We start from the raw sequence: 24,216 nt of genomic DNA on the forward strand, positions 1-24,216 counted from the left end.
TCAGACCGCCGTGTGCACGGGCTCTGCGAGGGGACCGGCGGAGGTGTCGCCCGTCAGGCGCTTGACCACGAGCTCCGCCGAGATCAGGCACATCGGCAGGCCGATCCCCGGAAGCACCGAGGTGCCCGCGTAGTACAGGTTGCGCACCTTGCGGGAACGGTTCTTCGGTCGGAAGATCGCGCTCTGGTTCAGCGTGTGCGCGAGTCCGAGCGAGTTGCCGTGCCACGCGTGCAGGTCGTTCGCGAAGTCCTCGGGGGCGATCGTGCGGCGCACGACCACGCGCTCGGCAAGATCCGGGATGCCGGTCCACTCGGCGATCTGCGCGATGACACGGTCCGCGGCCTTCTCGATCCGCTCGTCGCCGGCTCCCGAGACGCCTCCGCGTCCGCTCACGGGGTCGGCGGGCACGGGGACGAGCACGAAGAGGTTCTCGTGTCCCTCGGGTGCCACGGAGTCGTCGGAGGCGCTGGGGCGGCAGATGTAGATCGAGGCGGGGTCGGGGATCTTCTTGTTCTCGCCGAAGATCGCGTCGAAGTTGGTGTGCCAGTCGTCGGTGAACAGCAGGGTGTGGTGGGTGAGCTGCGGAAGCTCGCCCTTCACCCCGAGCAGCAGCAGCAGGGCGCCGGGGCTGGGCACCTTGTCCTTCCACCACTTCTCGGGGTACTGACGGTCCTTCTCTTCGAGCAGGTCGTTCTCGGTGTGGTGGAGGTCGGCGCCCGACACCACGGCATCCGCCGAGATGACGCGGCCGTCGGCCAGACGCACGCCGCGCGCGACACCCGACTCGGTGATGATCGCATCCACCGGCGACGAGGTCTCGATCTGCACGCCGCGCTCACGCGCGAGCCGCTCGATGGCCGTGATGATCTCGGTCATGCCGCCCCGGGGGTAGAGCACGCCGTCGCCGAGGTCGAGGTGGCTCATGAGGTGGTACAGGCTCGGCACCTCGAACGGGGAACCGCCGAGGAACACCGCCGGGTAGGCGAGGATCTGCTGCATTCGCGTGTTCTTGAAGTCCGTCGTCACGCGCTTCCACAGCGTGCGGGTGAGCAGCGGGATGAGCGTGGGCAGACGCTTGACCAGCGCGGGGTCGCGCAGGCCCTTCGTCGACGAATACGGGTCGTACAGGAACTTCGAGGTCGACAGCTCGTAGGCGTCCTTGGCGGAGTCCAGGTAGGCGTCGATGTTGTCGCCGGAGCCCGGCTCGTGCTCTTCGAACAGGGCGCGCACCGCTTCGCGTCCCGAGACGATGTCGATGGGCTCGCCCTTTCCGGGAGGGCCGTAGACGCGGTACGCCGGGTCGAGACGCACGAGATCGAGCTGCTCCGCCGCGCTCGTGCCGAGCAGGCGGAAGAAGTGGTCGAACACCTCGGGCATGAGGTACCAGCTGGGGCCCGTGTCGAAGCGGAAGCCGTCGCTCTCCCACGACCCCGCTCGGCCGCCGAGGGCGTCTCGGGCTTCGAAGAGCTGGACGTGGTGACCCCGGTCGGCCAACAGGGCGGCGGTGCCGAGTCCGGCGATCCCGCCTCCGACGACGACGATGCGCTGGGCGCTCATGAGCGTGAACCTTTCGGGGGACGCCCGAGGAGGGCGCGGGCGGCGAGGGTGGCTTTGACACCGTCGGGGACGCGGACGCGGGGGGCGCCGGCGGGAGACGCGCGCAGTCGACGCGACAGCTCGGCGAACAGGTCGTGCGCCGTGGTCACCGCCGCGCGGCAGTCGGGCGGGAGGGTGGGGATGACGGCGGCGGCCGCCGCCAGGTCGGCGTCGATGCGATCGAGCACGGCGATGCGGCGCTCGTCGTCGGCCGCGCCGTCGAGGTAGTCGCGCCCGAGTCGGTCGGCGTCGTCGGCGAGGTCGCGCAGGAAGTTGACGTCTTGGAAGGCGGCGCCGAGGCGTCGCGCGCCGTCGACGAGGTCGGCCGCGGGCCGGGCGGGCGCCGACATGCCGGCGTTGAGGAACACCTGCAGGCACATCAGTCCGACGACCTCGGCGGAGCCGTAGACGTAGGCGTCGTGCGACAGGTCGTCGTGGGCGGCGGTGTCGAGGTCGGTGCGCATGGATGCGAAGAACGGGGCGATGAGATCGGCTCCGATGCCGCATTCCCGTGCGGTCCGGGCGAACGCGTGCACGACGAGGTTGGCGCTGAAGCCGGTGGCGATGGCATCCATCACCTCGGTCTCGAGACCGTCGAGAACGGCGCGCTCCCGCTCGGGCGTGAGGCCGGCGTCGTGAGCGGGACCATCGACGATCTCGTCGGCGACGCGCACCAGGGCGTAGATGTTGCGCACGTGCGGGCGGGGTCGCGCGCCCAGCAGCCGGGCGGCGATGCCGAACGACGTCGAGTACCGGTTGATGACGGCGGCGGCCGCGTCGTCGGCGGTCTGGGAGTACAGCGCCAGACCCGTGGGGACGGAGCTCACGGCATGCGCCCCTGCACGGCGTCGACGAGGTTCAGCAGCATGGACTGGCACGCGGGCGGCAGCGTGGAGGCGGCGGCGATGCCTCGAGCCTCGTCGAGCGTCTCGCGCACGAGATCCTCGAGTCGCGCGCGGGCACCGGATGCCGACAGCGCCACCTGCGCGGCGCGCACCGCCACCGGGCCGGTGTGGGCGTGCGCCAGGGCCTCGCTGACGACGGGCCAGTTCTCGCTCTCGCGGGCCAGGGAGATGAGGTGGGTCTTCTTCGCCTCGCGGAGGTCGCCGCCCTCGTCCTTGCCCGCGTCAGCAGAGGTGCCGAACGCACCGATGAGGTCGTCGACGAGCTGGTAGCCCAGGCCCAGACGCTGACCGAAGCGCGACAGCGCGTGTCGGAGCGGCGCGTCGGCGCCCGCCATGACGGCGCCCGCCTCGAGGGGGGCCGAGAAGGAGTACACGGCGGTCTTGTCGTGGGTGGTGCGCAGGATGGACTCCGCGTCGACCTCACCGCCCGACACGGCGTTCTCGACGTCGGACAGCTCGCCGGCCGCCGAGATGAGCACGGCGTCGTCGATCAGGCGCAACAGTTCGGCGCGGATCGGCGCGGGGATCTCGGCGAGGGCGACCAGGCGTCCGGCCTCGTGCAGCAGCAGGTCGCCGGCGAGGATCGCGGCGGCGTCTCCGAGCAGGGCTGCGCCCACGGCATTTGCCCCCCGACGCAGTCCGCGCTGGCGGAACTCGCCGCCGACGTTGGGGACGCCGCGGCGCTCGGTGTCGTGGTCGATGACGTCGTCGTGCACGACGAACGCCGTGTGCAGCAGCTCGAAGGCCGCGGCGACCTCGAACAGGGCGGGGCGCGCGATGTCGGGGCCGTCGAGCGTGTCGAAGGCGGCGACGACGAGCAGGGGGCGGAAGCGCTTTCCGCCCTCGGCGGCGCGACGGATCGCGGATGCCAGCGCCCGGGCGCCGTCTCCGAGATCGGCCACGCGGCTGTCGAGGCGGGCCAGTGCCGCTTCGATCGCGGCGTCGATGCCCTCACGGGCGACGGGAGTCGTCGACAGCGCGATCATGAGGCGCGCCGCACGGCGGGAGAGGAGTCGAAGAGGTGAAGTTGCTGGGCCTGGAGGACGAGCCAGGGGCTGAACGCCCAGGGAGTCGCCTCGAGCGACGCGGCGAGCTCGAGGGGGTCGACCCAGCGGTACTCGGCGACCTCGTCGGGGTTCGGCTGGGGCTCGGCGTCGGTGCGCGCGATGTAGACGGGGCAGATCTCGTGCTCGACGATCCCGCTGGCGTCGACGGCGCGGTAGCGGAAGAGCGGCAGCGCCACCTCGAGGTCGCGCAGCGGGAGGCCGACCTCGAACTCCGCGCGGCGGTGCACCGCCGAGGCCACGGGCTCGGCCGGTCCCGGGTGCCCGCAGAAGGAGTTCGTCCACACGCCCGGCCACGTCTTCTTGTGCAGAGCCCGGCGGGTGACGAGCACCTCACCGGCGGCGTTGACGACGTGGCACGAGAAGGCCAGGTGCAATGCGGTATCGGTGTCGTGCACGCTCGCCTTGGGCGCGGTGCCGATTTCGTTGCCGAAGTCATCGAGAAGGACGACATACTCGGTCTCGCTCATCGTGCCTCCTGTTTGCTAGTTTAGCTAGCGATGTCAGCGACTATACCCAGCCGGAAAGGGGGTGTCCACCGTGAGGAAACCCGCTTCGGCGTCTGGTACGCGACCCGCTGTGACCGACACATTACGTGCGGTTCAGACCCTCAGTGACGCCCTTGACCGCATGCACAGCGGCATGAAGGGCGACATGGACATGAACGCGAGCGATCTCGCGACGCTGCGCATGCTGACCATCCGCGAATACCGGGGGCAGAGCGTGAGTCCGCACGACGTCGCGACGCACCTGCGCATCTCGACCGCGTCGACCACGAAGCTCATCGACCGCCTCGTCGCGTCCGGCCACCTGGAGCGCCGGCCGCACCCGTCCGACGGTCGCGCGCGTGTGGTCGTGCTGACCGAGAAGTCGCGGCGGGAGTTCTTCCAGCACTTCGGTGCTCATCTGAGCGCGATGGGAGAGGTCGCCGCGCGGTACGACGACGCCCAGCTCTCCACGATCAACGACTTCCTGGGTTCGCTCACCGAGGCCATCACGACCGACGGCTGAGGGCGCCGCGCGCCACGCGCACGCCGACGTCGTCGTAGGCGTCGCGGGGACGACCGGCGCGACGGGTGGCCGCGCGCACCTGTGCGGCGCTGTCGGCCCAGCCACCGCCGCGGAACGTCCGTGTCTCGCTCGCGCCCTCGGGGTCGAAGCGGTCCCAACACCACTCCGACACGTTTCCCAGCGTGTCGAACAGGCCGTGCAGGTTGGGCAGACGCAGGCCCACATCGACGGGGGAGCCCAGGCGATCGGCGGCCGTCCATCCGATCTCGCGGATATGGCCGTAGGTCGATCCGGTCGCCCCGGCGCGGCACGCGTACTCCCACTCGTCTTCGGTGGGGAGGCGGAACCCGTCGCCCTCGGCATCCCAGTCGACGACCTCTCCGTCGAACGAGTAGACCGGGTCGAGTCCCTCCCACTCGCTCAGCGCGTTGCAGAGGCGGATCGCGCGGAACCAGCTCACCTCGACGGCAGGGCGCCGGGGATGCCGCGCGGACACCCCGAGATGCTCGGCGAGCTGTTCCTCGGTGATCGGGTACACGCCGATCTCGAAGTCCGCGACGGTGATCTCACGCCGCTCGGCTCCCCGCTGGTCGCCCCGCAGAACGGTGCCCGCGGGGATGCGGGTCATCTCGACGTCGCTCACGCGAGCTCCACCATCCACAGGTCGCTGTCGCCCGTGATGAACAGGCGCTTCTCGTCGGCGTCGAAGGTGCAGTTGCTCACCACGTGAGGAGTGGGGATGACGCCGAGGCGCCGACCGGTGTCGTCGACGATCACGACGCCCGCCTCGCTCGAGATCCAGAGCCAGTCTCGGCTGTCGACGACGAAACCGTCGGGGATGCCGGCATCCACCGTCGCGAAGGTGCGCGGGGCGCCGAGCGTCTCGCCGTCCCAGCTGCACGCGACGACGCGGGGGAGACCGTCGGCGCGTGACTCGGCGACGTAAAGGGTGCGCTCGTCGCGGCTGAAGGCGAGGCCGTTGGGCTGGTCGAGGTCGATCATGCGCTGCAGGGCCTCGCCCTCTCGCCAGCGGTACACGCTCTGGTGGTCGATCGCCGGATCCGCGGGGTACCCCTCGCGGGGGTCGGAGATGCCGTAGGTGGGATCGGTGAACCAGATCGCCCCGTCGGAGGCCACGACGAGATCGTTCGGGCTGTTCAACGGCCGGCCCTCGAACGCGTCGGCCAGAACCGTCGTGCCCTCGGCGTCGGTGCGGCTGATCGCGCGACGGCCGTGCTCGGCCTGTACGAGGCGCCCCTGGGCGTCGAGGGCATTGCCGTTGGCGAATTCCGAGCGATCACGCACGGTCACGATGGCCCCGTCTTCGCGCCACGCGAGCGTGCGGCGACCGATCACGTCGCTGAAGACGAGCGACTGCTCGGCGGGCCGCCACACCGGTCCCTCGGCCCACGTCGCGTCGGCGTAGAGCGAGAGCAGGCGCGACGACGCGGGCAACACCGACGCGAGGCGGTCGTCCCACACGCGCGGGGGAGCGACGTCGACGGGCTGCGGCTCCCGCGGGTTCTGCAGGACCTGGCCGTCGAGGGAGAAGCGGAGCATGCCCCCAGTCAACCTGGTGCCCCGGCATCGCGAGGCCGGGTTGACGGCTCAGCCGAACGGGTGCGGCGTGGGAGCACCGGGCGAGGCGGCGAACTGGATGAGCACCTGCAGGCACGGCTCGTCGCCGACCGTGCCCGAGAGGTGTCCGGTGCTGCCGTCGACCTCGGTGGTCTCGGTGTCCTGCCCGAAGTGCAGGTCGCCGGGTCCCATCTCGACGCGGGAGCCGTCCTGCGTCTCGAGGAACCACCGACCGCGGAGCGGGATCACCCACTGCGGATGGGGAGAGGGATGCCACTGACCGACCCATCCGACCGGGAGCGCCGCGAAGAGCACCGCCGACACCTCGCCGGGGAAGGGGCGCATCCACTGGGGGTCGGCGCCGCCCCCGACGCTCTGCAGTCCGAAGCCGCGCAGCATCGACTCGTCGAGGCGGCTCCGGCCGTCGAGTCCCGTCCACATGTGCACGAAGGGGAGTGCCGGCGGGCTGCTCTCATCGCGGCCGTCGTCGTCGAGCGGGGTGGTGGTCGTGGTGCGCATGCCCCGAGTCAAGCAACGAGGTCGCGAGGGAAGGGCCGGGTTGACGGCGCGCGCGCGGATGTCGCGGTGTGCGAATGGCAGCGGGCGGGAAGCGTCGCCGAGAAAGGCAGAAGGCCCCGGATCTGACGATCCGGGGCCTTCTTCTTGTTGCGGGGGCAGGATTTGAACCTACGACCTCTGGGTTATGAGCCCAGCGAGCTACCGAGCTGCTCCACCCCGCGGCACAAGAGAAAACATTACGCCGAGATGAACCGGAGCACAAATCCGCAGGGGTGGCCCGGGCGTGTTGCAAAATAATGTCCTGGTGAGCGGCATCTTCGGGGATCTCGGGTGTCACGGGCGTCGACCGGCGTGGTTGCGGTCGACGTCGTCGTGAACCGTGCTGCCGGCGGCACAGACGGGGTCGTGCGCGCCCTGGTGATCCTCGTACTGTGGGTCGTGGCGCCGGCGTTCACCGGGTGCCGCCGAGAGGAGAACCCGCGATGAGCCACGACACCGTCGGCGTCGCCGTCGCGCAGTTCGCGCCGGCCGCTTCCCGCGAGGGCAACCTGGCCGACATCGACGCCACCACCCGCACCGCGGTGTCGCGCGGTGCGCGCGTGGTGGTGTTCCCCGAGTACTCGAGCTACTTCGTCGACCCCTTCGACGACTCGCTCGCGCAGAACGCCGAGGACCTCGACGGCCCCTTCGTCTCGGCGCTGACCACCCTGGCCGCCGAGCTCGACGTGATCGTCGTCGCGGGGCTGCTCGAGCGGGCCGACGACGGCCGACGGGTGCGCAACACCGTCGTGGCGGTCGGTGCAGACGGCATCCGCGCGGTGTACCGCAAGCTGCACCTCTACGACGCCTTCGGCCAGCGCGAGTCGGACTGGGTCGAGCCGGGTGAGATCTCGCCGCCGCAGACCTTCGAGGCGCACGGCCTGCGATTCGGTCTGATGACCTGCTACGACCTGCGCTTCCCCGAGGTGGCGCGCACGCTCGCCGACGCCGGTGTCGAGGTGGCACTCGTGCCGGCCGAATGGGTGCGGGGGCCACTCAAGGAGCACCACTGGCGCACCCTCGTACAGGCACGGGCCATCGAGAACACGTTCTTCGTCGCGGCGGCCGACCACCCGCCGCCCCTCGGCGTGGGGCACTCGATGATCGTCGACCCCCAGGGCGTCGCCCTCGCGCAGGTGGGCACGGCGACCGACGTCGCCGTCGCGCACATCGACCCGGATGCCATCGCCCGGGTGCGCCGGGTGAATCCGGCCCTCGCGCTGCGACGATTCCGCGTGACGCCGCGCTGACGGGCGTCGCAGGCGTGCTGCGCCTGGGCGACCGCCCGACCGGTCAGCCGCGCGACATCCCCGCGAGCCGCTCAGCCGCGTCGGTGAGGACCTCGACGCGCTTGCAGGCGGCGAAGCGCACCAGGGTGGCGTACTGTCCGCGATGCGGCGGCGACACGAAGGCGGTGAGGGGGATGCCGACGACGCCCGCGCGAGCGGGGAGCTCACGGCAGAACGCGTCGGCGTCGACGGCGCCGAGCGGGGCGGCATCCACCACCGTGAAGTACGAACCCCCCGGCGTCGACACGTCGAACCCCGCGGCGCGCAGGCCCGTGCCGAGCAGGGCGGCCTTGGCGGCCATCTCCGCCGCCACCGAGGCGAAGAACGCGTCGGGGAGGCGCAGACCCACCGCGATCGCGGGCTGGAAGGGCGACGCCCCGACGTAGGTGAGGAACTGCTTCACCGCGAGCACGGCCGACACGAGGGCGGCGGGACCGGTGACCCACCCCGTCTTCCACCCCGTCAGCGAGAACGTCTTGCCGGCCGACGAGATCGACAGCGTGCGCTCAGCGGCGCCGGGAAGGGTCGCCAGCGGTACGTGGGGTGCGTCGAACACGAGGTGCTCGTACACCTCGTCGGTGACGATGATCGCGTCGTGCAGGTGCGCGAGACGCACGATCTCGTCGAGCACCTCGCGCGAGAAGACCGTGCCGGTGGGGTTGTGCGGATCGTTGACGAGGATCACGCGCGTGCGGTCGGTGACGGCGGACGCCAACTGCGCGAGGTCGGGCTGGAAGTCGGGCCAGCGCAGCGGCACCGGCACGAGGCGTGCACCCGAGAGGGCGACGCACGCCGCATACGAGTCGTAGTAGGGCTCGAACACGACGACCTCGTCGTCGGGGCCGTCGACGAGAGCCAGCAGGGTGGCGGCGAGCGCCTCGGTGGCCCCGACGGTGACGAGAACCTCGCGCGTCGGATCCAGCTCGATGCCATAGAAGCGCCGCTGGTGCTCCGCGATCGCGGCCAGCAGGTCGGGGAACCCCCGCCCGGGGGCGTACTGGTTCACCCCGTCGGCGATGGCGCGGCGAGCCGCTTCGAGCACGGGCTCGGGCCCGTCTTCGTCGGGGAAGCCCTGTCCGAGGTTGAGCGCACCGGTGGAGGCGGCGAGCGCGCTCATCTCGGCGAAGATCGTGGGAACGGCGCTGCCGTCGGGCGAGAGGAGGCCCGCTCCGCGGGCGGTGCGCTGCCAGGCGCCGGGGATCTGCTGCATGGTGGGGCTCTCCGAAGGAACGGGGCGGGTGGCTTTCACCGTAGCGGAGCCCCGGTCGGGGCCGGCGACCGAGGACACCCGGATGCCGGGAGCCACGGCATCCGCGCCGCCGACGTCGGGCGGTGGGAGAGGGGGCGGCATGTCGCGCCCTCGTGCGCAACCGGGGCATGCCCCGCGGGCGACTGCTGTTACACCCATAGAGAGGGCTCACGCGCGTCATAGGTAGACCACAGGATGCGCGGTCATCGTAGAAGCGCCTGGAAGAAGGAGCACCCCATGAGCGACACCACGAACAACCGTCCTGACGGTCACGACGACAGCACCACCCCCGCGGGCGACGCCGCCGCGCCCACGCCCTCGCAGCCCGAGGCCCCGCGGGCCGAGGCGGCGAACGTGCCGCCGAAGCCGACGCGCTCGCCCGCCGCGGCCGCCGCCGCCTGGCCGCCGCCCGTCGCGGGCAGCGCCGCGCCGCAGCCGACCGCGCCGCAGCCCACCCCCGGCTACGCCTCGGCCCCCTCGGGCGCCACCTCGCCCACCGGTCAGGCCTTCGGCCCCGCCGCGTCGGGCGCGCACCCCACCCTCGTGCTGCCCGAGAACGCCGCGCACGCCACGCCGCGCAAGAAGAGCTCCGTGCCGCGCATCGCCGCCCTCGTGGTGGCGGCCGCCCTCGTCGGCGGCGCCGCCGGTCTCGGGGGCACCTACGCGGGCCTCAGCATGTGGGGCGGATCCGACAGCTCCACCGTCGCCGGCCCCACGGCCGTCACCGTGAACGACCGCGACGACGTCAACGAGACCGCGGCCGTGGCATCCAAGGTCGTCCCCAGCGTCGTCACCATCAGCGCCACCGGCACCTCGTCGGGCGGCACCGGCTCGGGCGTCATCCTGAGCGACGACGGCTACGTGCTCACCAACACGCACGTCGTCACCCTCGACGGGGCCACCGGCGACGCCAAGATCTCGGTCACCACCTCCGACGGTCACGTGTACGCCGCCACGGTGGTCGGCACCGACCCCACGTACGACCTGGCCGTCATCAAGCTCGAGAACGCGACGAACCTCACGCCCATCGAGTGGGCCGACTCGTCGAAGCTCAACGTCGGCGACGCCACCACCGCCATCGGCGCCCCGCTGGGCCTGCCCAACACGGTCACCACCGGAATCGTCAGCGCGCTCAACCGGTCGATCCAGGTCGCGTCGTCCGCCGCGCCGAAGGACGGATCCGAGCAGGACCAGGGCTCCGAGCCCGGAGGCGAGAGCCCGTTCCGCTTCGACTTCGGCCAGGGCCAGCAGTCGCAGCAGGCGACCCAGACCATCAAGATCGCCGTCATCCAGACCGACGCCGCCATCAACCCGGGCAACTCCGGCGGAGCACTCGTCGACAACGAGGGCAAGCTGATCGGCATCAACGTCGCCATCGCCAGCGCGGGCGGCTCGTCGTCGGGTGCGCAGTCGGGCAACATCGGCGTCGGCTTCTCGATCCCCTCCGACATCGCCAAGCGCATCTCGCAGGAGATCATCGACAACGGCTCCGCCACCCACGGCCTCTTGGGCGCCTCGGTCCAGGATGCCGCGTCGATCCAGGGAGCGACCACGACCGGCGCGTACGTGGCCGAGGCCACCAGCGGCGGTGCGGCCCAGGCCGCGGGCCTCACGAAGGGCGACGTCATCACGGCGTTCGACGGCGTGCCCGTCACCAACTCGATCGACCTCACCGCCCAGGTGCGCGCGCTCGCCGCGGGCGCCCAGGCCGAGGTGACGTACAACCGCAACGGTCAGGAGAAGACCGTCGAGGTCACCCTCGGCACGATGCAGAACTGACCTCGGATCGGGTCGTCGCCGACCCGCCGCCCGCCGCCGGACGACCGGAGCGGGTCCTCCTCTCCAGGTGACGGACGCCACCCCGCGATAAGCTCGCGGGGTGGCGTCTTTCTCGTTCGGTGCGGGGAACGCGCAGAAACTCCGCCGTCTTCCGCTGTATCTCGCGGGTCGGCTCCTGACGTTGCTGGTGCCCCGGTCCCGCGACGAATGGGTCTTCGGCAGTGCGGTCGGCGTCGCCGACGGTGCTCTGGCCCTGCACCGGGTCGCCGCCGACCACGGTGAGAAGACGACGTGGCTCGTCGCCGACGACGGGCAGGTGCGGACGGCCCGGGATCTCGGCATCCGGTGGGTCAGGCGCGACTCGGCACGCGGCCTGTGGCGCACCGCGCGCGCCCGGGTGATCGTGGTGACGCACGGCTTCGGCGACGTGCAGCGTTACGCCGTCGGCGGGGCGTTCGTCGTGCAGCTCTGGCACGGCATTCCGCTCAAGCGCATCGGCCTCGACTCGGCCGAGACCACGCGCGCTCCCGTGCTGCCGAGCGTGCTGAGTCCGGTGCTGCGGCTGCTGTACCGGCGCACCACGCGTCGAATCGACCTGGTGCCGGCCGCCTCGCATCTCGTGCGGGGCCGCCTCGAGACGGCGTTCGCGCTGACCGACGCCCAGGTTCCCGTGACGGGGGAGCCCCGCGTCGACGTGCTGTCTTCCGGCGAAGCGGCGGAGCGCCGTGCCCGTGCCCGCGCGGCGCTGCAGACGCTCACGGGCACGCTGCTCGGCGAACGTCCCGTCGTGCTCTACGCCCCGACCTGGCGAGACGGCGACCCCGATCCGGCGATTCCCACGGCCGACGAGTGGGCGGCCATCCGCGCCGTGCTCGACCGCCACGACGGCGTGCTGCTCGTGCGCTCGCATCCCCTCGGCGCGGGGGAGTACCGACCTCCCTGGCCCACCGATCGGGTGCGTCCGCTCGGCAGCGACCTCGTCGCCGACGTCACGCCCCTGCTCCCCGGTCTCGACGTGCTGGTGACCGATTACTCCTCGCTCGCGTTCGACGCCGCCCTCGTGCCCCTGCCGGTGGTCTTCTTCGCCCCCGACCTCGAGGCGTACACGGCCCGCCGCGGCCTGTACGGGCGCTATGCCGACGTCGCCGGCGACGTTCCCGCCCGCACGTGGAGCGCGGCGGTCACCGCCATCGAGGCCGTCGTGAATGACCCGACCGAGGCGCTGGCCGCCTCCGTCGCACGCAGCGCCACCGTGCACGCGCACCGCGACGGACGGAACGCCGAGCGCGTGCACCGCCTGATCCGTGACCGCCTCGATCCCCGCGGCACGACACCCGGCACCGGCGTCCTGCGCGGTGCGCGCCGGCGGACGACGAGAAAGGCGACGCGATGACCGAGGCGCGGTTCTTCGACGACGACGGCACTCCCGCGCTGGAGCTCAGGGGAACGGGCGCCCGTCCGGCATCCGTCGACCTGGTGGGTGCCCGGGCGCGATCCACCGCGCGACTCTCCGGACGCGGGCGTACCTGGCGCGCGGTCATCCCCCTGCGGGCCGCGCGGTGGGGTGGATCGGCGCTGGCCCTGCCGTCGGGTCGGTACCGCCTGCGCATCGACGCGGACGGGGCTCCGGATGTCGCGCCTCCGGCGACGACCCTGCCGGAGGTCGCCCTTCCGGGTCTCCGCGCGGCGTTGTCGGACGGCACGGTCGTCATCGGCCCTCCCGGTGACCCCGCCGACCGCACGCCGGCGGGCCGGGCCGCTCTCGAGCGCCGGTACGCGCGCGAACGCGACCCGCTCGAGAACGCCGTGTTCTTCGAGAGCTTCTACGGCCGCACCGCCGGCTGCAACCCGCTCGCGATCGACCGCGAGCTCGCCCGCGTGGCACCGGGGGTGACCCGTTACTGGAGCGTCGTCGACCACTCCGTCGACGCGCCCGCCGGAGCCGTCGCCGTCGTCGAGGGGAGCCCCGAGTGGTGGCGTGCCCGTGGGGTGTCGCGACTGCTCGTGGTCAACGACTGGCTGCGGCGCCGGTTCGTGCGCCGCCGCGGGCAGGTCGTACTGCAGACCTGGCACGGCACGCCCCTCAAGCGCCTCGCGCTGCACCGGCCCGGGTTCGACCCGCGTCGTGCGCTCGCGGTGCTGCGCGAGAGCCGCCGGTGGAACGTGCTGCTCGCGCAGAGCCCGTACGCGGCGCGCGTGCTCACCCGCGCCTACGCGTTCCTGCGTCGACCGGTGTGGATCGAGGGCTACCCGCGCAACGACGCCCTGCGCACCGACGACGGCGCGCTCACGCGCCGACGCCTCGGCATCGGCCCCGACGAACGGGTGCTGCTGTACGCCCCCACCTGGCGCGACGACCGCGAGGCCATGGTCGACTTCGTCGACCCGGCGGCCCTCGCCCGCGCCGCCGACGCCGTGGTGCTCGTGCGCGGCCACACGCGCACCCTGCAGCCGGGCCGAGACGCCGACGGGGCGCGGGTCATCGACGTCACCGGGTACCCCGACACCAGCCGCCTGCTCGCCGTCGCCGACGCACTGATCACCGACTACTCCTCCGTGATGTTCGACTTCAGCGTGACGGGCAAACCCCTGTACTTCCTCGTGCCCGACCTCGAGCACTACCGGGGCGAGCTGCGCGGGTTCTACTTCGACCTTCTCGACGCCGCCCCCGGGCCCGTCGTGCGCACGCAGCACGAGTTGGAGCGAGCCCTGGCCGAGGTCGACCCCGACGTCTTCACCGAGCGGTACGCGCGCTGGCAGCGCGAGTTCACCGCCCGTGACGACGGGCGCGCCGCCGAACGCGTCGTGGCGCGCATCCTCGACCAGGGTTTCGTCGACCGCGCCTGATGCCCTCGCCTCACGTGCGCGACCGGACGCCTCGACGAACGGGGCAGGGCTAGGGCAGAGGCGTGTTCCGGCCGTCCAGGCGCGACGTGTCGACGGTGTCGCGCGCACCGCGCGCGAGCGCCCAGACGAACCCCCACCCCCACGAGACGTGCATCGACGGCAGCACGGCGGCCGTCCACGCCTTGTCGCGCCACCCGCGGCCGCCGCCCCGACCGAGAGCGACGAGGGCGATGAGCAGGGCGTACCCGGCGACCGGCAGATGCAGCACCCAGGAGCGCCCCCGCCGACGGCGGCCGAGCTGCACCCCGGCCGTCACCGCCGAGACCGCCGCCGCGCCCACCAGCGCCGGGGGAGCGAAGTACCGCAGGGAGTTGCCGCGCCCGTAGCGGCGCACGAGCTCGCCCCGCCATGCCCCCGTGGCGCGGAACTGGCGCACGAGTCGCGTCCAGCTCTCGCGCGGCCAGTAGACCGCTTCGAGCCGCGGGTCGAACCAGACGCGGTACCCGGCGCGCCGGATGCGCAGGTTCAGCTCCCAGTCCTCGCCGCGGCGGATGCTCTCATCGAACAGTCCGACCTCGTCGAGCACCGCGCGCCGCATGACGCCGAGGTACGCCGACTCGGCGGGGCCCTCCTCGGTGCCGCCGTGGTACGCACCCCCGCCCAGGCCGACGCGGGAGTTGTAGGCCCGGGCGACGGCGCGCTGGAAGGGGGAGCGCCCGTCGGCGCGCATCACTCCGCCGACGTTCGCGGCCTGCACCCGCGCGAGGGTCCGCAGCGCCCGCCGCGCGTAGCCCGGCGCCAGTTCGGAGTGGGCGTCGACGCGGACGATCGTGGGGTACCGGCTGGCGCGGATGGCCCGGTTCAGCCCCACGGGGATGTCGGCGGCGGGGTTCTCGATCAGCACGATGCGGTCATCGGCATCCGCCAGTTCTCGAGCGAGGGCGTCGGTCCCGTCGGTGGAGGGGCCGAGGGCCACGACCAGCTCGACGGGTCCGGGGACGTCCTGCGCGAGGGTGGAGGCGACGGCGCGACGCAGGTACCGCTGCTCGTTGAGCACGGGCATGACGAAGCTCACGCCGGCATCGTCGGGGGGAACGGGCGCGTCTCTTTCGCCGAGGGTCGAAAGGGGCATCCGTCGATCCTGTCACGAGAGGCTGGCCGGTACCCTGGAACGATGCCCCTCGCCCGCGACACCCGGCTCGCTGTGGGCCTGCTCCGCAAAGCCCTCGCCACCCGACGCGCGCGCCGCGACCTGCGCGCGGCGCTCGACGCCCGCGGTCCACTGCCCGAGGGGCGGTTCCGCGTGGCGGTTTACTTCGCCGACGGCGCCGCGAACATGTACCAGATGCGGCAGTGGTACGCGCCCCTGCAGCACCTGGCCGAACGCTGGCCGGTCGTCGTCATCAGCCGGGCGATCCGCGGGGCCGACGCGCTCCTGCGCGACGACGCTCTGCCGGTCGCGTACGCGCCGACGGTCGCCGACGTCGAGCGGGTGCTGAGCGAGCAGGACATCCGCGTGGTGTTCTACGTCAACCAGAACACCCGCAACTTCCAGATGTTCCGCTACGGGCGGCGCTGGCACGTGTTCATCAACCACGGCGAGTCCGACAAGATGTACATGACCACGAACCAGGTGACGGCGTACGACTACGCCTTCGTCGCCGGAGACGCGGCCCGCGAGCGGCTGTCGCGGGAGCTCTGGGACTACGACCTCGATCGCCGCACGTTCTCGATCGGGCGCCCGCAGGCCGACCACTACGGCGGTGAGCCGCCGTTCCCGCCCGACGAGCGCACCGTGGTGCTGTACGCCCCCACGTGGGAGGGCGACCGGCCCTCGGCGCGGTACGGCTCGGTCCTCACCCACGGGGAGTCGCTCGTCGCGGCCCTGCTCGCGACGGGACGTCATCGCGTGATCTACCGCCCGCACCCGCGGTCGGGCATCGTCGATCCGGCGTACGGGGCGGCGAACGCCCGCATCGCGGCGGCACTTCAGGCCGCCAACCGCGCCGACCCCGGCGCGGGCCACGTGCACGACACCGGCGCCGAGATGGGCTGGCAACTCACCGCGGCCGACCTCGCGGTGGTCGACATCTCGGCGATGGTCTACGACCGTCTCGCCGTGGGCAAGCCCCTGCTCATCACGCGGCCCGTGGACCCCGCGGCCGTCGTCGACGAGGGCGGATACCTGTCGGCGTGCGAATGGCTGGATGCCGCGGCATCCGGCGACATCGTCGGACACGCCGAGCGCGTGCTCGACGACCCCGCGTCGGGTGAGCGTCTCGCGCACTGGGTGCGGCACTACTTCGGCGACACCACGCCGGGATCGGCCACCGTCCGGTTCGAGACCGCGGTGGCCGAGCTCATGACGCGCTGGCACACCTGGCACGCGCGCGAAGAATCGCGCCACGACACCCCGCCCTCGGACTGAGGCTCCGGGCCGTCACTCCAGCGGAGCGAGCCGACCGATCGCGGCGAGGGGGATGCCGACCCAGTCGGGGCGGTTGCGCGTCTCGTAGATCGCCTCGTAGACGGCCTTGTCGAGTTCGAACGCGGCACGCAGCGTCTCGTCGTCCGTGCTCTGGGGGCCGGCGGTCTCGGCGTAGCCCTCGAGGAACGCCTGCTGGGCGGCGATGACCCACGCGCGCACCGCGGCGCCGTCGTCGTCGGCCACGGCGCCCGAGACGTAGTCGAACGAGCGCAGCATGCCGGCGACGTCGCGCACGGCGACGTCGGGCTGCAGGCGTTCGGCGATGGGACGCAGCGGCTCGCCCTCGAAGTCCAGCAGCACCCAGCCGTTGCGGGCGGTGTCGAGCACCTGCCCGAGGTGCAGGTCGCCGTGCACGCGCTGCAGCGCAGGCCAGGGGGCGGTGGCGGCGGCCGCGTACACGGCACGGATGCGGTCGGCGTACGGCTCCAGCGCCGGGACCTCGGCGAGGGCGATCGACAGACGCCGCTCCCACGCACCGACCACGGCCGCGCGGTCCTCGGCGTCGGGCTCGCGCGTGGGGAATGCCCGCGCGAGCGAGACGTGCATGCCGGCGACGCTCGTGCCGAGCGCGTGGGCGCGCGCAGCGAAGTCGTCGTCGGCGGCCGCGGCGTCGAGGGCGACGCGCCAGGCGTCCTCGACGCCGTCGAAGAACTCCTGGGCGAAGGCGAGCGACCCGCTGACGGGAACGCCCTCGGGCGTCACCCACGATCCGCGCACCTCACCGATCGCGGCGGGCACGAACGCCGCGCCGGCGGCGGCGAGAGCCGACTGCAGCTCCACGTCGGGGTTGATGCCCGGATGCACCTGCCGGAAGAGCTTGCAGATCACGGGAAGGCCGGCATCGTCGGGCCGGAAGATGAGCGAGGTGTTCGACTGTTCGCCGCTCAGCACGCGGGCGGTGGCGCGGGGCGCGGGCGCTTCACCGTCCGGCGAGGCGAGGGCGAAGGCGGTGAGGCCGTCGTCGGGGGTTCCCGCCGCCCCGCCGCGAGTGACCCAGGAGTACAGCAGGTCGGTGAAGGCGGGGTCGGTGGTGGCATCCGCCCACACCCGCCCCTCGTCGGCCGCGCCGATCAGGCTGCCCGGCAGCACGGAACCCTCGGCCCGCACGACGACAGGTACCTGATAGAGGATCGCCGGCGCCGCAGCGTCGTCGCGCACGAGAAGCAGTCGCGTGTCGGTCGCGTCGAGTGCCCAGTCGGCCACGATGGTCAGCCGCGGATCGCGGCCCTTCGTGCCGTACCAGCGCTGACGCGGCATCCAGACCGCGAGGAGATCGAGGAGGTCGCCCATGCGGCGAGGCTAACGCGCCAGGGCGAACGACGCGCGGGACTTGCGCCGGAGGCCGTGTCGGTGAGATGGGTCAGGATGCCGCGCCGGCGGTCTCGCCCGTCGTGTCGTCATCGCGTGCACCCTCCGCACCCGTGCGGCGCCGACGAGGCAGGGCCTTTCGGGCCGCGGAGCCGGTGCGGCGACCCGCGCCGCCGACGACCTCGGCGATCGCGCCGCCCACGCGGTGGATACCGCCCAGGGTCGCACGTTCCATCGTCTCGGCACCGGGCCTCGGCTCGAGGTCGGCGGGGAGCTGGAGCGGGGCAGACCCGAAGGCTCGTCGCGCGTTGACGAGAACGCGCCGGCCGAGGAGGTGGTTCCCCGCACCTCCGACGACGGCCCCGACGCCGAAGGGGAGGGCCTTCCCGAGCCACGACGCGCCGCCGCGCGTGGCGAACTGGCGCACGAACATCGTCTTGAGGCGGTCGACGAGGGGACCGACCGCGGCGCGCGGCAGGGTCTTGGTCACCATCTCGCCCCAGTAGCTCGCACGGGTGCCGCCGCGACCGGCGGCCTGCGAAGCGAGCTGCGACACGAGGTCGACGCCCTCTTTGCCGAGCAGCAGAGCGAGAACCAGCGCCCGACCTCGATCGGGGTCCGCCACGACGAGCCCGTGCACCTCGGCGACCGACTGCGCGTACAGCGCGGTGGCCTCGAGGAAACCGACGGTCTCGACCCCGCTCAGCGCGAGGGTCACACCGGTGCCGATACCGGGGACCACCGCGGTCGCCCCCACGGCCGCGCCTCCGGTGGTGACGGCGGCGAGGTAGCGGCGCTCGAGGATCCGCAGGATCTCGTCGGGAGCGGCATCCGGATGCCGCAGCCGGATGCTGCGGAGATGCGCGAGCACCGCGGGGCGCTGCACGGCGAGCACGCGGTCGAGCATGCGGACGGTTCGGGGGTGTTCCTCCGACCCTGCCGGGGGGAGCCCGCCCTTCCAGGGCGCGTCGTCGGGGAGGGAGTGGATGCGGTGCACCTTCTCGGACATGGAACCATCCTTGCTCGTCGCGCGCCGAGGCGAGGGCGACTTGACGATGACGTGTCGGCGCGTGCGGGGGAGAGGTTCGGGGCCCTGCCGAATGACGGTCGGGTGAGGCCTTCGCCGCGCAGTGCCGCCGGAGGACCCCGACGACTGACCGCGACGGTCAGACGAAGAGGTTTGCCCGCTCGAGGTCTTCGGCGAAGTCGACCTCGACCGCGTAGAGATCGGAGATGTCGAGCGGTTCGACGCGCATGCCGTCCTCGGCGATCGCGAGCTCGATGCCCCGTTCGAAGTAGTCCTGGTCGTCGACGCGCTGCAGCTGACGTTGCAGGGCCTTCTTGTCGCGCGCCGAGACGTAGTTGATGCCCACGGCTTCGCCGATGCCGCCGACGACGACCTTCGACAGCTCGGCGATGAAGCCCTCGGCATCCACCGTGTACTTCACCTCTTCGTCGCTGACATTGGCGGTGTCGACGGTCACGAAGGAACGGTCCGCGTCGATGAGTTCGACCGCGCGACCGAGGACGCGGGGATCGAAGACCACGTCGCCGTTCATCCACAGCACTCCGCCTCGGCCGCTCTTGGCCAGCGCGCGCAGGAGGCTCTTCGAGGTGTTGGTCTGGTCGTATCGGTCGTTGTAGACGTAGTCGACGTGCGGGAACGTGTCGACGATGGTCTCGGCGCGGTAGCCGACGACGCTGGTGATGCGAGCCGTGCGGCCGAAGGCGGCGCGGATGTTGTCGTGCTGCTGCTGCATGATGCTGCGGCCGTCGGCGAGCACGGTGAGGGGTTTCGGCAGGCTGCGGCCGAGGCGCGAGCCCATGCCCGCGGCGAGGATCACGATCTGAACAGTCAAGGCTGGCTCCTGGGGGGATGAGTCGTCATGTCCGGTTCACCGGAATGTCACGCCTTCGTGTTCGATCGATGCTAGCGAAAGGGCCCTGTGAGGTGGCATGATTCGCGCCGGTCGTTGTGGTTTCGTGATGCCGTCCTGGGGTTGCGTCCCGCGACCCGGCGTCGGGCGATGTCGGAGGTGCTTGCTAGTTTGGGATGATGACAGCGTCGCTGCCGCAGCCCCCCGAAAGTTCCTCGTCCGACACCGAGGGCGCCGCGGCGAGCGCCGAATCCTCCGAGTCTCCGCAGCCGGCCGCGAAACCGCGAGCCCCACGCGCTCCGCGTACCACCGCACCCCGCGCTCCCCGTCGTCCTCCCGCTCGTCCGAAGGCGACGGTCGAGGCGGCAGATGCCGCGACCGACGCGTCCGCGGATCCGTCCGAGGCCGCCGACACGCCGCAGCCCACGCCGAAGCCGCGAACTCCCCGCACGACTGCCAGCCGCGCGGCGTCCACAGGCGCGGCGCCGCGCACCCCCGCCAAGAAGCCGGCCGCGCCGCGTACCTCCGCAGCGTCCGCATCCACGTCATCGACCCCGCGCACGACGGCCGCGAGAAAGCCCGCGGCCAAGCGCCCCACGGCGAAGAAGCCGGCGACGCCCCGCGCGTCTGCGGCGACCGAGACGGGCGTCGACGCCGCCACGCCGCCCGACGCGGTGGTTCCGTCACCCGACCTCGTGATTCCGCCGCGTCCTCCGCTCCCGGTGCGCACGACGGATTCCGGCGCCTCGGCAGACGCGATCTCCCCCGACGCCGTGCCCGCGGATCCCGCGACCACGGACGCTGTGGCGGAGAACGCTGTGCCTGCCGATGCTGTGCTCGCGGATCCCGCGACCGCCGATGCTGTGCCCGCCGATCCCACTCCCGCCGACGTCGCCGTCGAGGAGCCCGTCGTCTCCGAGGCCGCCCCCGGTGCCGACGCTGCGAGCGCCACTGACGAGGACGAGACCGCGATCGACGCGCCGGCTGACCAGGCATCGCCGATCTCCGCCGCTCACCCCGACATCGTGGTCGATACGCCTCTCGCCGACAGCGAGACGGGCCCCGCCGACGCGCTCACCCCTTCGGTGGCCGACGACGCCTCGGGGGAGTCCGAGTCGGCCGAGCCCGAGGCGACCGAGCAAGAGGCCACCACCGAGCCCGCGCCGACAGAGCTCGAGGCAACGGAACCCGAACCCGCGGAGCCCTTCTCCGATCCGACGCCTCCCGATGTCCGGGTCGCTGACGAGAACGATGTCGTCCTTTCAGACGAGATCGACCCCGCGTCCGAGGCCGGGGCGACGCGCGAGTCCCCCCTCGCGTCCGAGGCCGGGCCGGCGGGCGAGACGGAGTCCTCGCCCGAGAACGACGCCCAGACCGTGCGCGACGAGCCCGAGCTGGCAGCCGATCCGGAGCCCGAGCCCGCACCCCTCACCACCCCGCACTCCGGCTCCGCGTCAGCCGATACCGCCGATGCCGCTACGGCGGACGCCGACCGTGCCGACCAGGACAGCGCCGACGCCGTCCCGGCGCTCACGCTGCGCGGCGTCACCAAGACGTTCGGCGAGCTGCGGGCCGTCGACGCGATCGACCTCACCGTGCCGGCGGGTTCGTTCTACGGCCTCGTCGGGCCGAACGGGGCGGGCAAGACGACCACTCTGTCGATCATCGCCGGCCTGCTGCGCGCCGACGGCGGCACCGTGCAGATCAACGGTGTCGACGCCGCCCGCCGCTCACGCGAGGCGAAGAAGCTCATCGGCGTGCTGCCCGACCGTCTGCGCACCTTCGACCGGCTCACGGGTCGGCAGCTGCTGTCGTACTACGGTGCGCTGCGCAGTCTTCCCGCGCCCCTGGTCGAGAGTCGCATCGCCGACCTGGCGCGCGCGTTCGATCTCGTCGACGCCCTCGCACGGCCGGTCTCGGACTACTCCGCCGGTATGACGAAGAAGGTCATGCTCGCCGGCGCGATGATCCACTCGCCGCGACTGCTCGTCCTCGATGAGCCGTTCGAGGCCGTCGATCCCGTCTCGAGCGCGGTCATCCTCGACATCCTGGGCACGTACGTCGACCACGGCGGCACCGTCATCCTCTCCAGCCACGGCATGGAGCTCGTCGAACGCGTCTGCTCGCGGGTGGCGGTCATCGTGTCGGGCCAGGTGCTCGCCGAGGGCACCGTCGACGAAGTACGCGGCGAGGCGACGCTGGAACAGCGCTTCCTCGAGCTCGCGGGTGGTCTGGGCGACGTGGAGGGCCTGGAGTGGTTGCACACGTTCTCCGCCTGAGACTGGCGATGATGTGGGGCGCCCTGCGGGGCGATCCCCGCGAGGTCGTCCGGCGCGTCATCGGTGTGGTCCTCCTCGTCGCTGCAGCGGCGGTCGCGGCCGTGAGTGCCGCGGGTCTCGCGGATGCCGATCGGCTGACCACCGCCGTGGTCACCGTGCTCGCGGGGTCGGCGGTCACGCTCGGCTTCGCGGTGGGTCCGCCCGTCACCGCCTCGATCGACCCGCTCGACCCCCGACGATTCGCGGTGGTCGGGCCGGAGCCGCGGCCGCTCGCCGGCGCCCTCCTGCTCGCCGGGTTCCTCAGCGTCCCGGTTCTCGTCGTGCTGGTGCTCGGGGTGAGCCTCGCCGTCGCGTGGGGCGCCCATGGTGCCGCGGCGGTCGCCAGCGTGGCCTCGGTCGTGCTCGGTCTCGCCACGTGCGTGCTGTTCGCCCGCGTCAGCATGGCGCTCGGTGCGCTCGTGCAGCGCCCGCGGCAGTCGCGGGAGCTCATGGGCGTGTACCTCGTGGCCGTGCTCGTCGTCGTCGTTCCGGTGGGGGTGTTCCTCGGCTCGCTCGAATGGCGCGGGGCCGTTCCCTCTCAGCTCGCCTCGGCCGCGGAGATCCTGGCGTGGACGCCGATCGGCGCCGCCTGGGGGATCGCGTTGGCACCGTCGGCGGGGGCCGCCGTCGGAAGCCTGGTCGTCGCCCTCGCCACGGTCGGTGTGCTGGCCGTCGCGTGGTTCGTCCTGGTGGACCGCCTGCTCACCACGACCCGTCGTCCCGTCGCCGCGCGCGAGCGCGGGGGAATGGGATGGTTCGCGATCCTCCCCGGTACGCCCGGGGGAGCGGTCGCCGCCCGCAGCCTGTCGTATTGGCTGCGCGACCGCCGCTACATCGTGAACGTCATCATCGTGCCCGTCGCCGCCGTCGTGTCGACCGTGCCGCTGCTGGTCGCGGGCGTGCCCTTCGAGATCGCGGTGCTGCTGCCCGTGCCGATCATGGCGCTGTTCTTCGGATGGCTCCCGCACAACGACCTCGCCTACGACTCCACCGCGTTGTGGATGCACATCGCCTCGGGCGTGCGCGGTGCGCCGGATCGCATCGGACGTCTCGTTCCGGTGCTGCTGATCGGCCTGCCGGTCCTCGCGCTCACCCTTCCCCTCGCGGTGGTGGCCCACGGCCGCTGGGCCGTCTTCCCCGCCCTGGTCGGAGTGTGTGCGGCCCTCTTCCTGGCGGGGCTCGGCTTCTCGAGCATCTCGTCGGTCGTGGCGCCCTATGCGGTGTCGCGGCCCGGAGACAGCCCGTTCCAGCAGCCTCAGCGGTCGGGCTCGGGGGGCGTCATGGCGCAGGGCCTCGTGATGGTGGGAGCGCTGCTGGCCGCGGCCCCCGCGATCTGGCTCACCTGGCGTGCCGTGGCGGGCGACTCCATCGACGCGATGTTCGCGCTGGCGGTCGGCGTCGGCACGGGACTCGTCGTGCTCGTCGCGGGTGTGGCGATCGGAGCGGCCCTGTTCGAGCGCCGCGGAACCCGTCTGATGGAGTTCGCCGAGGCGACCTGACGTGGGCTCCACCGTCCCCTCGGCGCGGTCCGCGGCTACACTGGCTGACCATGAGCACGCCTCTCGACAGTCCTGACAGCGGGGGTCTCGCGACCCTGGATCGAGAGCTCGAAGAGCTCATCCGCGAAGAGAACATCGAGCCCGGTGACCACGAGCGTTTCTCGCATTACGTCAAGAAAGACAAGATCCTCGAGTCGGCCCTCACCGGCAAGCCGGTGCGGGCGCTGTGCGGCAAGAAGTGGACCCCGGGCCGCGATCCCGAGAAGTTCCCCGTGTGCCCGCAGTGCAAAGAGATCTACGAGTCGCTCATCAAGTGAGCGTCAGACCACCTCGACGGTCGTCGTCGCCGAGGTGGTTCCGTCGGAGCCGTACAGCGCCAGCGTGAAGCGATAGGTCCCCACGGGCAACGGGTGGAACCCGTCGAGCGGGTAGGTACGGACGTCTTGGGCGTACCCGCCGATCGAGATGGTGAGCACCCCCGTCATCGATGACGGCCCGAGGGGCCCGTCCACCGAGACGGTGTACGGAATGACCGCCACCGCGGGGTCGGGCCGCGGCCACCACACGATGTTCTGGTCGTACCGCGCGCGGACGTACACCGCGATCGGTCCCCGGTTGGTGTTCGTCGCCGGGTCGTATTCGTGCAGATCCTGCGCCGCGAAGTCGGAGCTCGGGCGGATCTTCGCGACCGGGACGCCGCCGCCGGATGTCGCCAGGGCGGGGGTCACCGTCACCGACACGATCGCGGGAACCGCCCACGCGGCCGCGGAGATCACCCGGCGGCGCGTCGATCGAGGAGCGTTCGGCATCAGGATCCCCTCCTGCGGCGTCGGTGGCCGCATCGCAGAAC

Annotated in this window: 22 protein-coding genes and 1 tRNA gene; 9 read left to right on the top strand and 14 right to left on the bottom strand. The window is 72.2% G+C overall.

Annotated elements, in window-relative coordinates; genetic code table 11:
- The 4 genes from crtI to idi are packed head-to-tail and all read right to left on the bottom strand — an operon-like array spanning window position 1 to window position 4,035.
- Complete coding sequence (gene crtI, locus ASG45_RS09475; RefSeq protein WP_055836293.1) at window positions 1-1,557, bottom strand: phytoene desaturase family protein; 1,557 nt, start codon at window positions 1,555-1,557, stop codon at window positions 1-3.
- On the bottom strand, window positions 1,554-2,423 hold the full coding sequence (locus ASG45_RS09480; protein ID WP_055836296.1) for a phytoene/squalene synthase family protein: 870 nt from the start codon (window positions 2,421-2,423) through the stop codon (window positions 1,554-1,556). The genes crtI and ASG45_RS09480 overlap by 4 nt, the downstream gene beginning before the upstream one ends.
- Window positions 2,420-3,487 carry a polyprenyl synthetase family protein gene (locus ASG45_RS09485; RefSeq protein WP_055836298.1) on the bottom strand — a complete coding sequence of 356 codons (1,068 nt, stop codon included), beginning with the start codon at window positions 3,485-3,487 and terminating at the stop codon, window positions 2,420-2,422. Before ASG45_RS09485 ends, ASG45_RS09480 begins: the two co-directional genes overlap by 4 nt.
- Window positions 3,484-4,035, bottom strand: a complete 552-nt coding sequence (gene idi / locus ASG45_RS09490; RefSeq protein ID WP_055836301.1) for an isopentenyl-diphosphate Delta-isomerase — start codon at window positions 4,033-4,035, stop codon at window positions 3,484-3,486. The genes ASG45_RS09485 and idi overlap by 4 nt, the downstream gene beginning before the upstream one ends.
- 109 nt (window positions 4,036-4,144) lie before the next feature.
- On the opposite strand from idi, the gene ASG45_RS09495 reads away from it, so the two are divergent.
- The gene (locus ASG45_RS09495) at window positions 4,145-4,576 is read left to right on the top strand and encodes a MarR family winged helix-turn-helix transcriptional regulator (RefSeq protein WP_327037388.1); all 432 of its coding nucleotides are present in this window, start codon (window positions 4,145-4,147) and stop codon (window positions 4,574-4,576) included.
- Here ASG45_RS09495 and ASG45_RS09500 read toward each other — a convergent pair.
- The 4 genes from ASG45_RS09500 to ASG45_RS09515 form a co-directional block, all read right to left on the bottom strand.
- Window positions 4,560-5,219 (bottom strand): formylglycine-generating enzyme family protein, encoded by a 660-nt coding sequence (locus ASG45_RS09500; protein ID WP_055836304.1) that lies wholly within the window; start codon window positions 5,217-5,219, stop codon window positions 4,560-4,562. The genes ASG45_RS09495 and ASG45_RS09500 overlap by 17 nt on opposite strands.
- Window positions 5,216-6,136, bottom strand: a complete 921-nt coding sequence (locus ASG45_RS09505; protein WP_055836307.1) for an SMP-30/gluconolactonase/LRE family protein — start codon at window positions 6,134-6,136, stop codon at window positions 5,216-5,218. Before ASG45_RS09505 ends, ASG45_RS09500 begins: the two co-directional genes overlap by 4 nt.
- 48 nt (window positions 6,137-6,184) lie before the next feature.
- Window positions 6,185-6,673 carry a hypothetical protein gene (locus ASG45_RS09510; protein ID WP_055836310.1) on the bottom strand — a complete coding sequence of 163 codons (489 nt, stop codon included), beginning with the start codon at window positions 6,671-6,673 and terminating at the stop codon, window positions 6,185-6,187.
- 147 nt (window positions 6,674-6,820) lie between these two features.
- Window positions 6,821-6,894: transfer RNA gene (locus ASG45_RS09515), tRNA-Met, on the bottom strand.
- Between the two features lie 261 nt (window positions 6,895-7,155).
- Between ASG45_RS09515 and ASG45_RS09520 the strand changes: the two genes are divergently transcribed.
- Window positions 7,156-7,962 carry a carbon-nitrogen hydrolase family protein gene (locus tag ASG45_RS09520; RefSeq protein ID WP_055836313.1) on the top strand — a complete coding sequence of 269 codons (807 nt, stop codon included), beginning with the start codon at window positions 7,156-7,158 and terminating at the stop codon, window positions 7,960-7,962.
- A 43-nt stretch (window positions 7,963-8,005) separates the two neighbouring features.
- Here the strand turns inward: ASG45_RS09520 and ASG45_RS09525 are convergent, their stop codons facing one another.
- The gene (locus ASG45_RS09525) at window positions 8,006-9,211 is read right to left on the bottom strand and encodes an aminotransferase class I/II-fold pyridoxal phosphate-dependent enzyme (protein WP_055836316.1); all 1,206 of its coding nucleotides are present in this window, start codon (window positions 9,209-9,211) and stop codon (window positions 8,006-8,008) included.
- Window positions 9,212-9,487: 276 nt separating this feature from the next.
- Here ASG45_RS09525 and ASG45_RS09530 point away from each other — a divergent pair, with 276 nt between their 5' ends.
- The 3 genes from ASG45_RS09530 to ASG45_RS09540 all read left to right on the top strand — a co-directional run bounded on the left by ASG45_RS09530 (window position 9,488) and on the right by ASG45_RS09540 (window position 13,876).
- Window positions 9,488-11,029 (top strand): S1C family serine protease, encoded by a 1,542-nt coding sequence (locus tag ASG45_RS09530; RefSeq protein WP_055836318.1) that lies wholly within the window; start codon window positions 9,488-9,490, stop codon window positions 11,027-11,029.
- A 100-nt stretch (window positions 11,030-11,129) separates the two neighbouring features.
- Window positions 11,130-12,422: a CDP-glycerol glycerophosphotransferase family protein gene (locus ASG45_RS09535; protein ID WP_082516552.1), complete on the top strand. Its 1,293-nt coding sequence runs from the start codon at window positions 11,130-11,132 to the stop codon at window positions 12,420-12,422.
- Window positions 12,419-13,876 carry a CDP-glycerol glycerophosphotransferase family protein gene (locus tag ASG45_RS09540; protein ID WP_055836321.1) on the top strand — a complete coding sequence of 486 codons (1,458 nt, stop codon included), beginning with the start codon at window positions 12,419-12,421 and terminating at the stop codon, window positions 13,874-13,876. Before ASG45_RS09535 ends, ASG45_RS09540 begins: the two co-directional genes overlap by 4 nt.
- A 49-nt stretch (window positions 13,877-13,925) precedes the next feature.
- Here ASG45_RS09540 and ASG45_RS09545 read toward each other — a convergent pair whose 3' ends face one another.
- Window positions 13,926-15,008, bottom strand: a complete 1,083-nt coding sequence (locus ASG45_RS09545; RefSeq protein ID WP_055836325.1) for a glycosyltransferase family 2 protein — start codon at window positions 15,006-15,008, stop codon at window positions 13,926-13,928.
- Window positions 15,009-15,050: 42 nt separating this feature from the next.
- On the opposite strand from ASG45_RS09545, the gene ASG45_RS09550 reads away from it, so the two are divergent.
- Window positions 15,051-16,304, top strand: coding sequence for a hypothetical protein (locus tag ASG45_RS09550; protein ID WP_055836328.1), 1,254 nt, complete (start codon window positions 15,051-15,053; stop codon window positions 16,302-16,304).
- Between the two features lie 12 nt (window positions 16,305-16,316).
- On the opposite strand, the gene ASG45_RS09555 is transcribed toward ASG45_RS09550, so the two are convergent.
- The 3 genes from ASG45_RS09555 to ASG45_RS09565 all read right to left on the bottom strand — a co-directional run bounded on the left by ASG45_RS09555 (window position 16,317) and on the right by ASG45_RS09565 (window position 19,531).
- A complete protein-coding gene (locus tag ASG45_RS09555) occupies window positions 16,317-17,654 on the bottom strand; it encodes a maltokinase N-terminal cap-like domain-containing protein (RefSeq protein ID WP_055836331.1) in 1,338 nt (445 codons plus the stop codon).
- A 70-nt stretch (window positions 17,655-17,724) separates the two neighbouring features.
- Window positions 17,725-18,681 (bottom strand): hypothetical protein, encoded by a 957-nt coding sequence (locus ASG45_RS09560; RefSeq protein WP_055836335.1) that lies wholly within the window; start codon window positions 18,679-18,681, stop codon window positions 17,725-17,727.
- 157 nt (window positions 18,682-18,838) lie between these two features.
- Window positions 18,839-19,531 carry a phosphocholine cytidylyltransferase family protein gene (locus ASG45_RS09565; protein ID WP_055836338.1) on the bottom strand — a complete coding sequence of 231 codons (693 nt, stop codon included), beginning with the start codon at window positions 19,529-19,531 and terminating at the stop codon, window positions 18,839-18,841.
- Window positions 19,532-20,367: 836 nt separating this feature from the next.
- On the opposite strand from ASG45_RS09565, the gene ASG45_RS16485 reads away from it, so the two are divergent.
- From ASG45_RS16485 to ASG45_RS09585, 3 genes are read left to right on the top strand one after another with little or no spacing between them, the layout of a single operon-like run.
- On the top strand, window positions 20,368-21,828 hold the full coding sequence (locus ASG45_RS16485; protein WP_235561597.1) for an ABC transporter ATP-binding protein: 1,461 nt from the start codon (window positions 20,368-20,370) through the stop codon (window positions 21,826-21,828).
- Window positions 21,804-23,366 carry a hypothetical protein gene (locus ASG45_RS09580; protein ID WP_055836345.1) on the top strand — a complete coding sequence of 521 codons (1,563 nt, stop codon included), beginning with the start codon at window positions 21,804-21,806 and terminating at the stop codon, window positions 23,364-23,366. Before ASG45_RS16485 ends, ASG45_RS09580 begins: the two co-directional genes overlap by 25 nt.
- A gap of 50 nt (window positions 23,367-23,416) precedes the next feature.
- Window positions 23,417-23,683, top strand: coding sequence for a DUF3039 domain-containing protein (locus ASG45_RS09585; protein WP_055836348.1), 267 nt, complete (start codon window positions 23,417-23,419; stop codon window positions 23,681-23,683).
- A 3-nt stretch (window positions 23,684-23,686) separates the two neighbouring features.
- On the opposite strand, the gene ASG45_RS09590 is transcribed toward ASG45_RS09585, so the two are convergent.
- Window positions 23,687-24,175: a hypothetical protein gene (locus ASG45_RS09590; protein WP_156459418.1), complete on the bottom strand. Its 489-nt coding sequence runs from the start codon at window positions 24,173-24,175 to the stop codon at window positions 23,687-23,689.
- Between the last annotated feature and the right edge of the window lie 41 nt (window positions 24,176-24,216).

Source organism: Microbacterium sp. Leaf436 (assembly GCF_001424715.1).
Taxonomy (GTDB): domain Bacteria; phylum Actinomycetota; class Actinomycetes; order Actinomycetales; family Microbacteriaceae; genus Microbacterium.

Bases quoted from the DNA above. Each gene is read 5' to 3' on its own strand.
- crtI (WP_055836293.1), bottom strand. From the start codon at position 1,557: ATGAGCGCCCAGCGCATCGTCGTCGTCGGAGGCGGGATCGCCGGACTC.
- ASG45_RS09485 (WP_055836298.1), bottom strand. From the start codon at position 3,487: ATGATCGCGCTGTCGACGACTCCCGTCGCCCGTGAGGGCATCGACGCC.
- idi (WP_055836301.1), bottom strand. From the start codon at position 4,035: ATGAGCGAGACCGAGTATGTCGTCCTTCTCGATGACTTCGGCAACGAA.
- ASG45_RS09505 (WP_055836307.1), bottom strand. From the start codon at position 6,136: ATGCTCCGCTTCTCCCTCGACGGCCAGGTCCTGCAGAACCCGCGGGAG.
- ASG45_RS09510 (WP_055836310.1), bottom strand. From the start codon at position 6,673: ATGCGCACCACGACCACCACCCCGCTCGACGACGACGGCCGCGATGAG.
- ASG45_RS09520 (WP_055836313.1), top strand. From the start codon at position 7,156: ATGAGCCACGACACCGTCGGCGTCGCCGTCGCGCAGTTCGCGCCGGCC.
- ASG45_RS09525 (WP_055836316.1), bottom strand. From the start codon at position 9,211: ATGCAGCAGATCCCCGGCGCCTGGCAGCGCACCGCCCGCGGAGCGGGC.
- ASG45_RS09530 (WP_055836318.1), top strand. From the start codon at position 9,488: ATGAGCGACACCACGAACAACCGTCCTGACGGTCACGACGACAGCACC.
- ASG45_RS09540 (WP_055836321.1), top strand. From the start codon at position 12,419: ATGACCGAGGCGCGGTTCTTCGACGACGACGGCACTCCCGCGCTGGAG.
- ASG45_RS09545 (WP_055836325.1), bottom strand. From the start codon at position 15,008: ATGCCCCTTTCGACCCTCGGCGAAAGAGACGCGCCCGTTCCCCCCGAC.
- ASG45_RS09550 (WP_055836328.1), top strand. From the start codon at position 15,051: ATGCCCCTCGCCCGCGACACCCGGCTCGCTGTGGGCCTGCTCCGCAAA.
- ASG45_RS09555 (WP_055836331.1), bottom strand. From the start codon at position 17,654: ATGGGCGACCTCCTCGATCTCCTCGCGGTCTGGATGCCGCGTCAGCGC.
- ASG45_RS09560 (WP_055836335.1), bottom strand. From the start codon at position 18,681: ATGTCCGAGAAGGTGCACCGCATCCACTCCCTCCCCGACGACGCGCCC.
- ASG45_RS09585 (WP_055836348.1), top strand. From the start codon at position 23,417: ATGAGCACGCCTCTCGACAGTCCTGACAGCGGGGGTCTCGCGACCCTG.
- ASG45_RS09590 (WP_156459418.1), bottom strand. From the start codon at position 24,175: ATGCCGAACGCTCCTCGATCGACGCGCCGCCGGGTGATCTCCGCGGCC.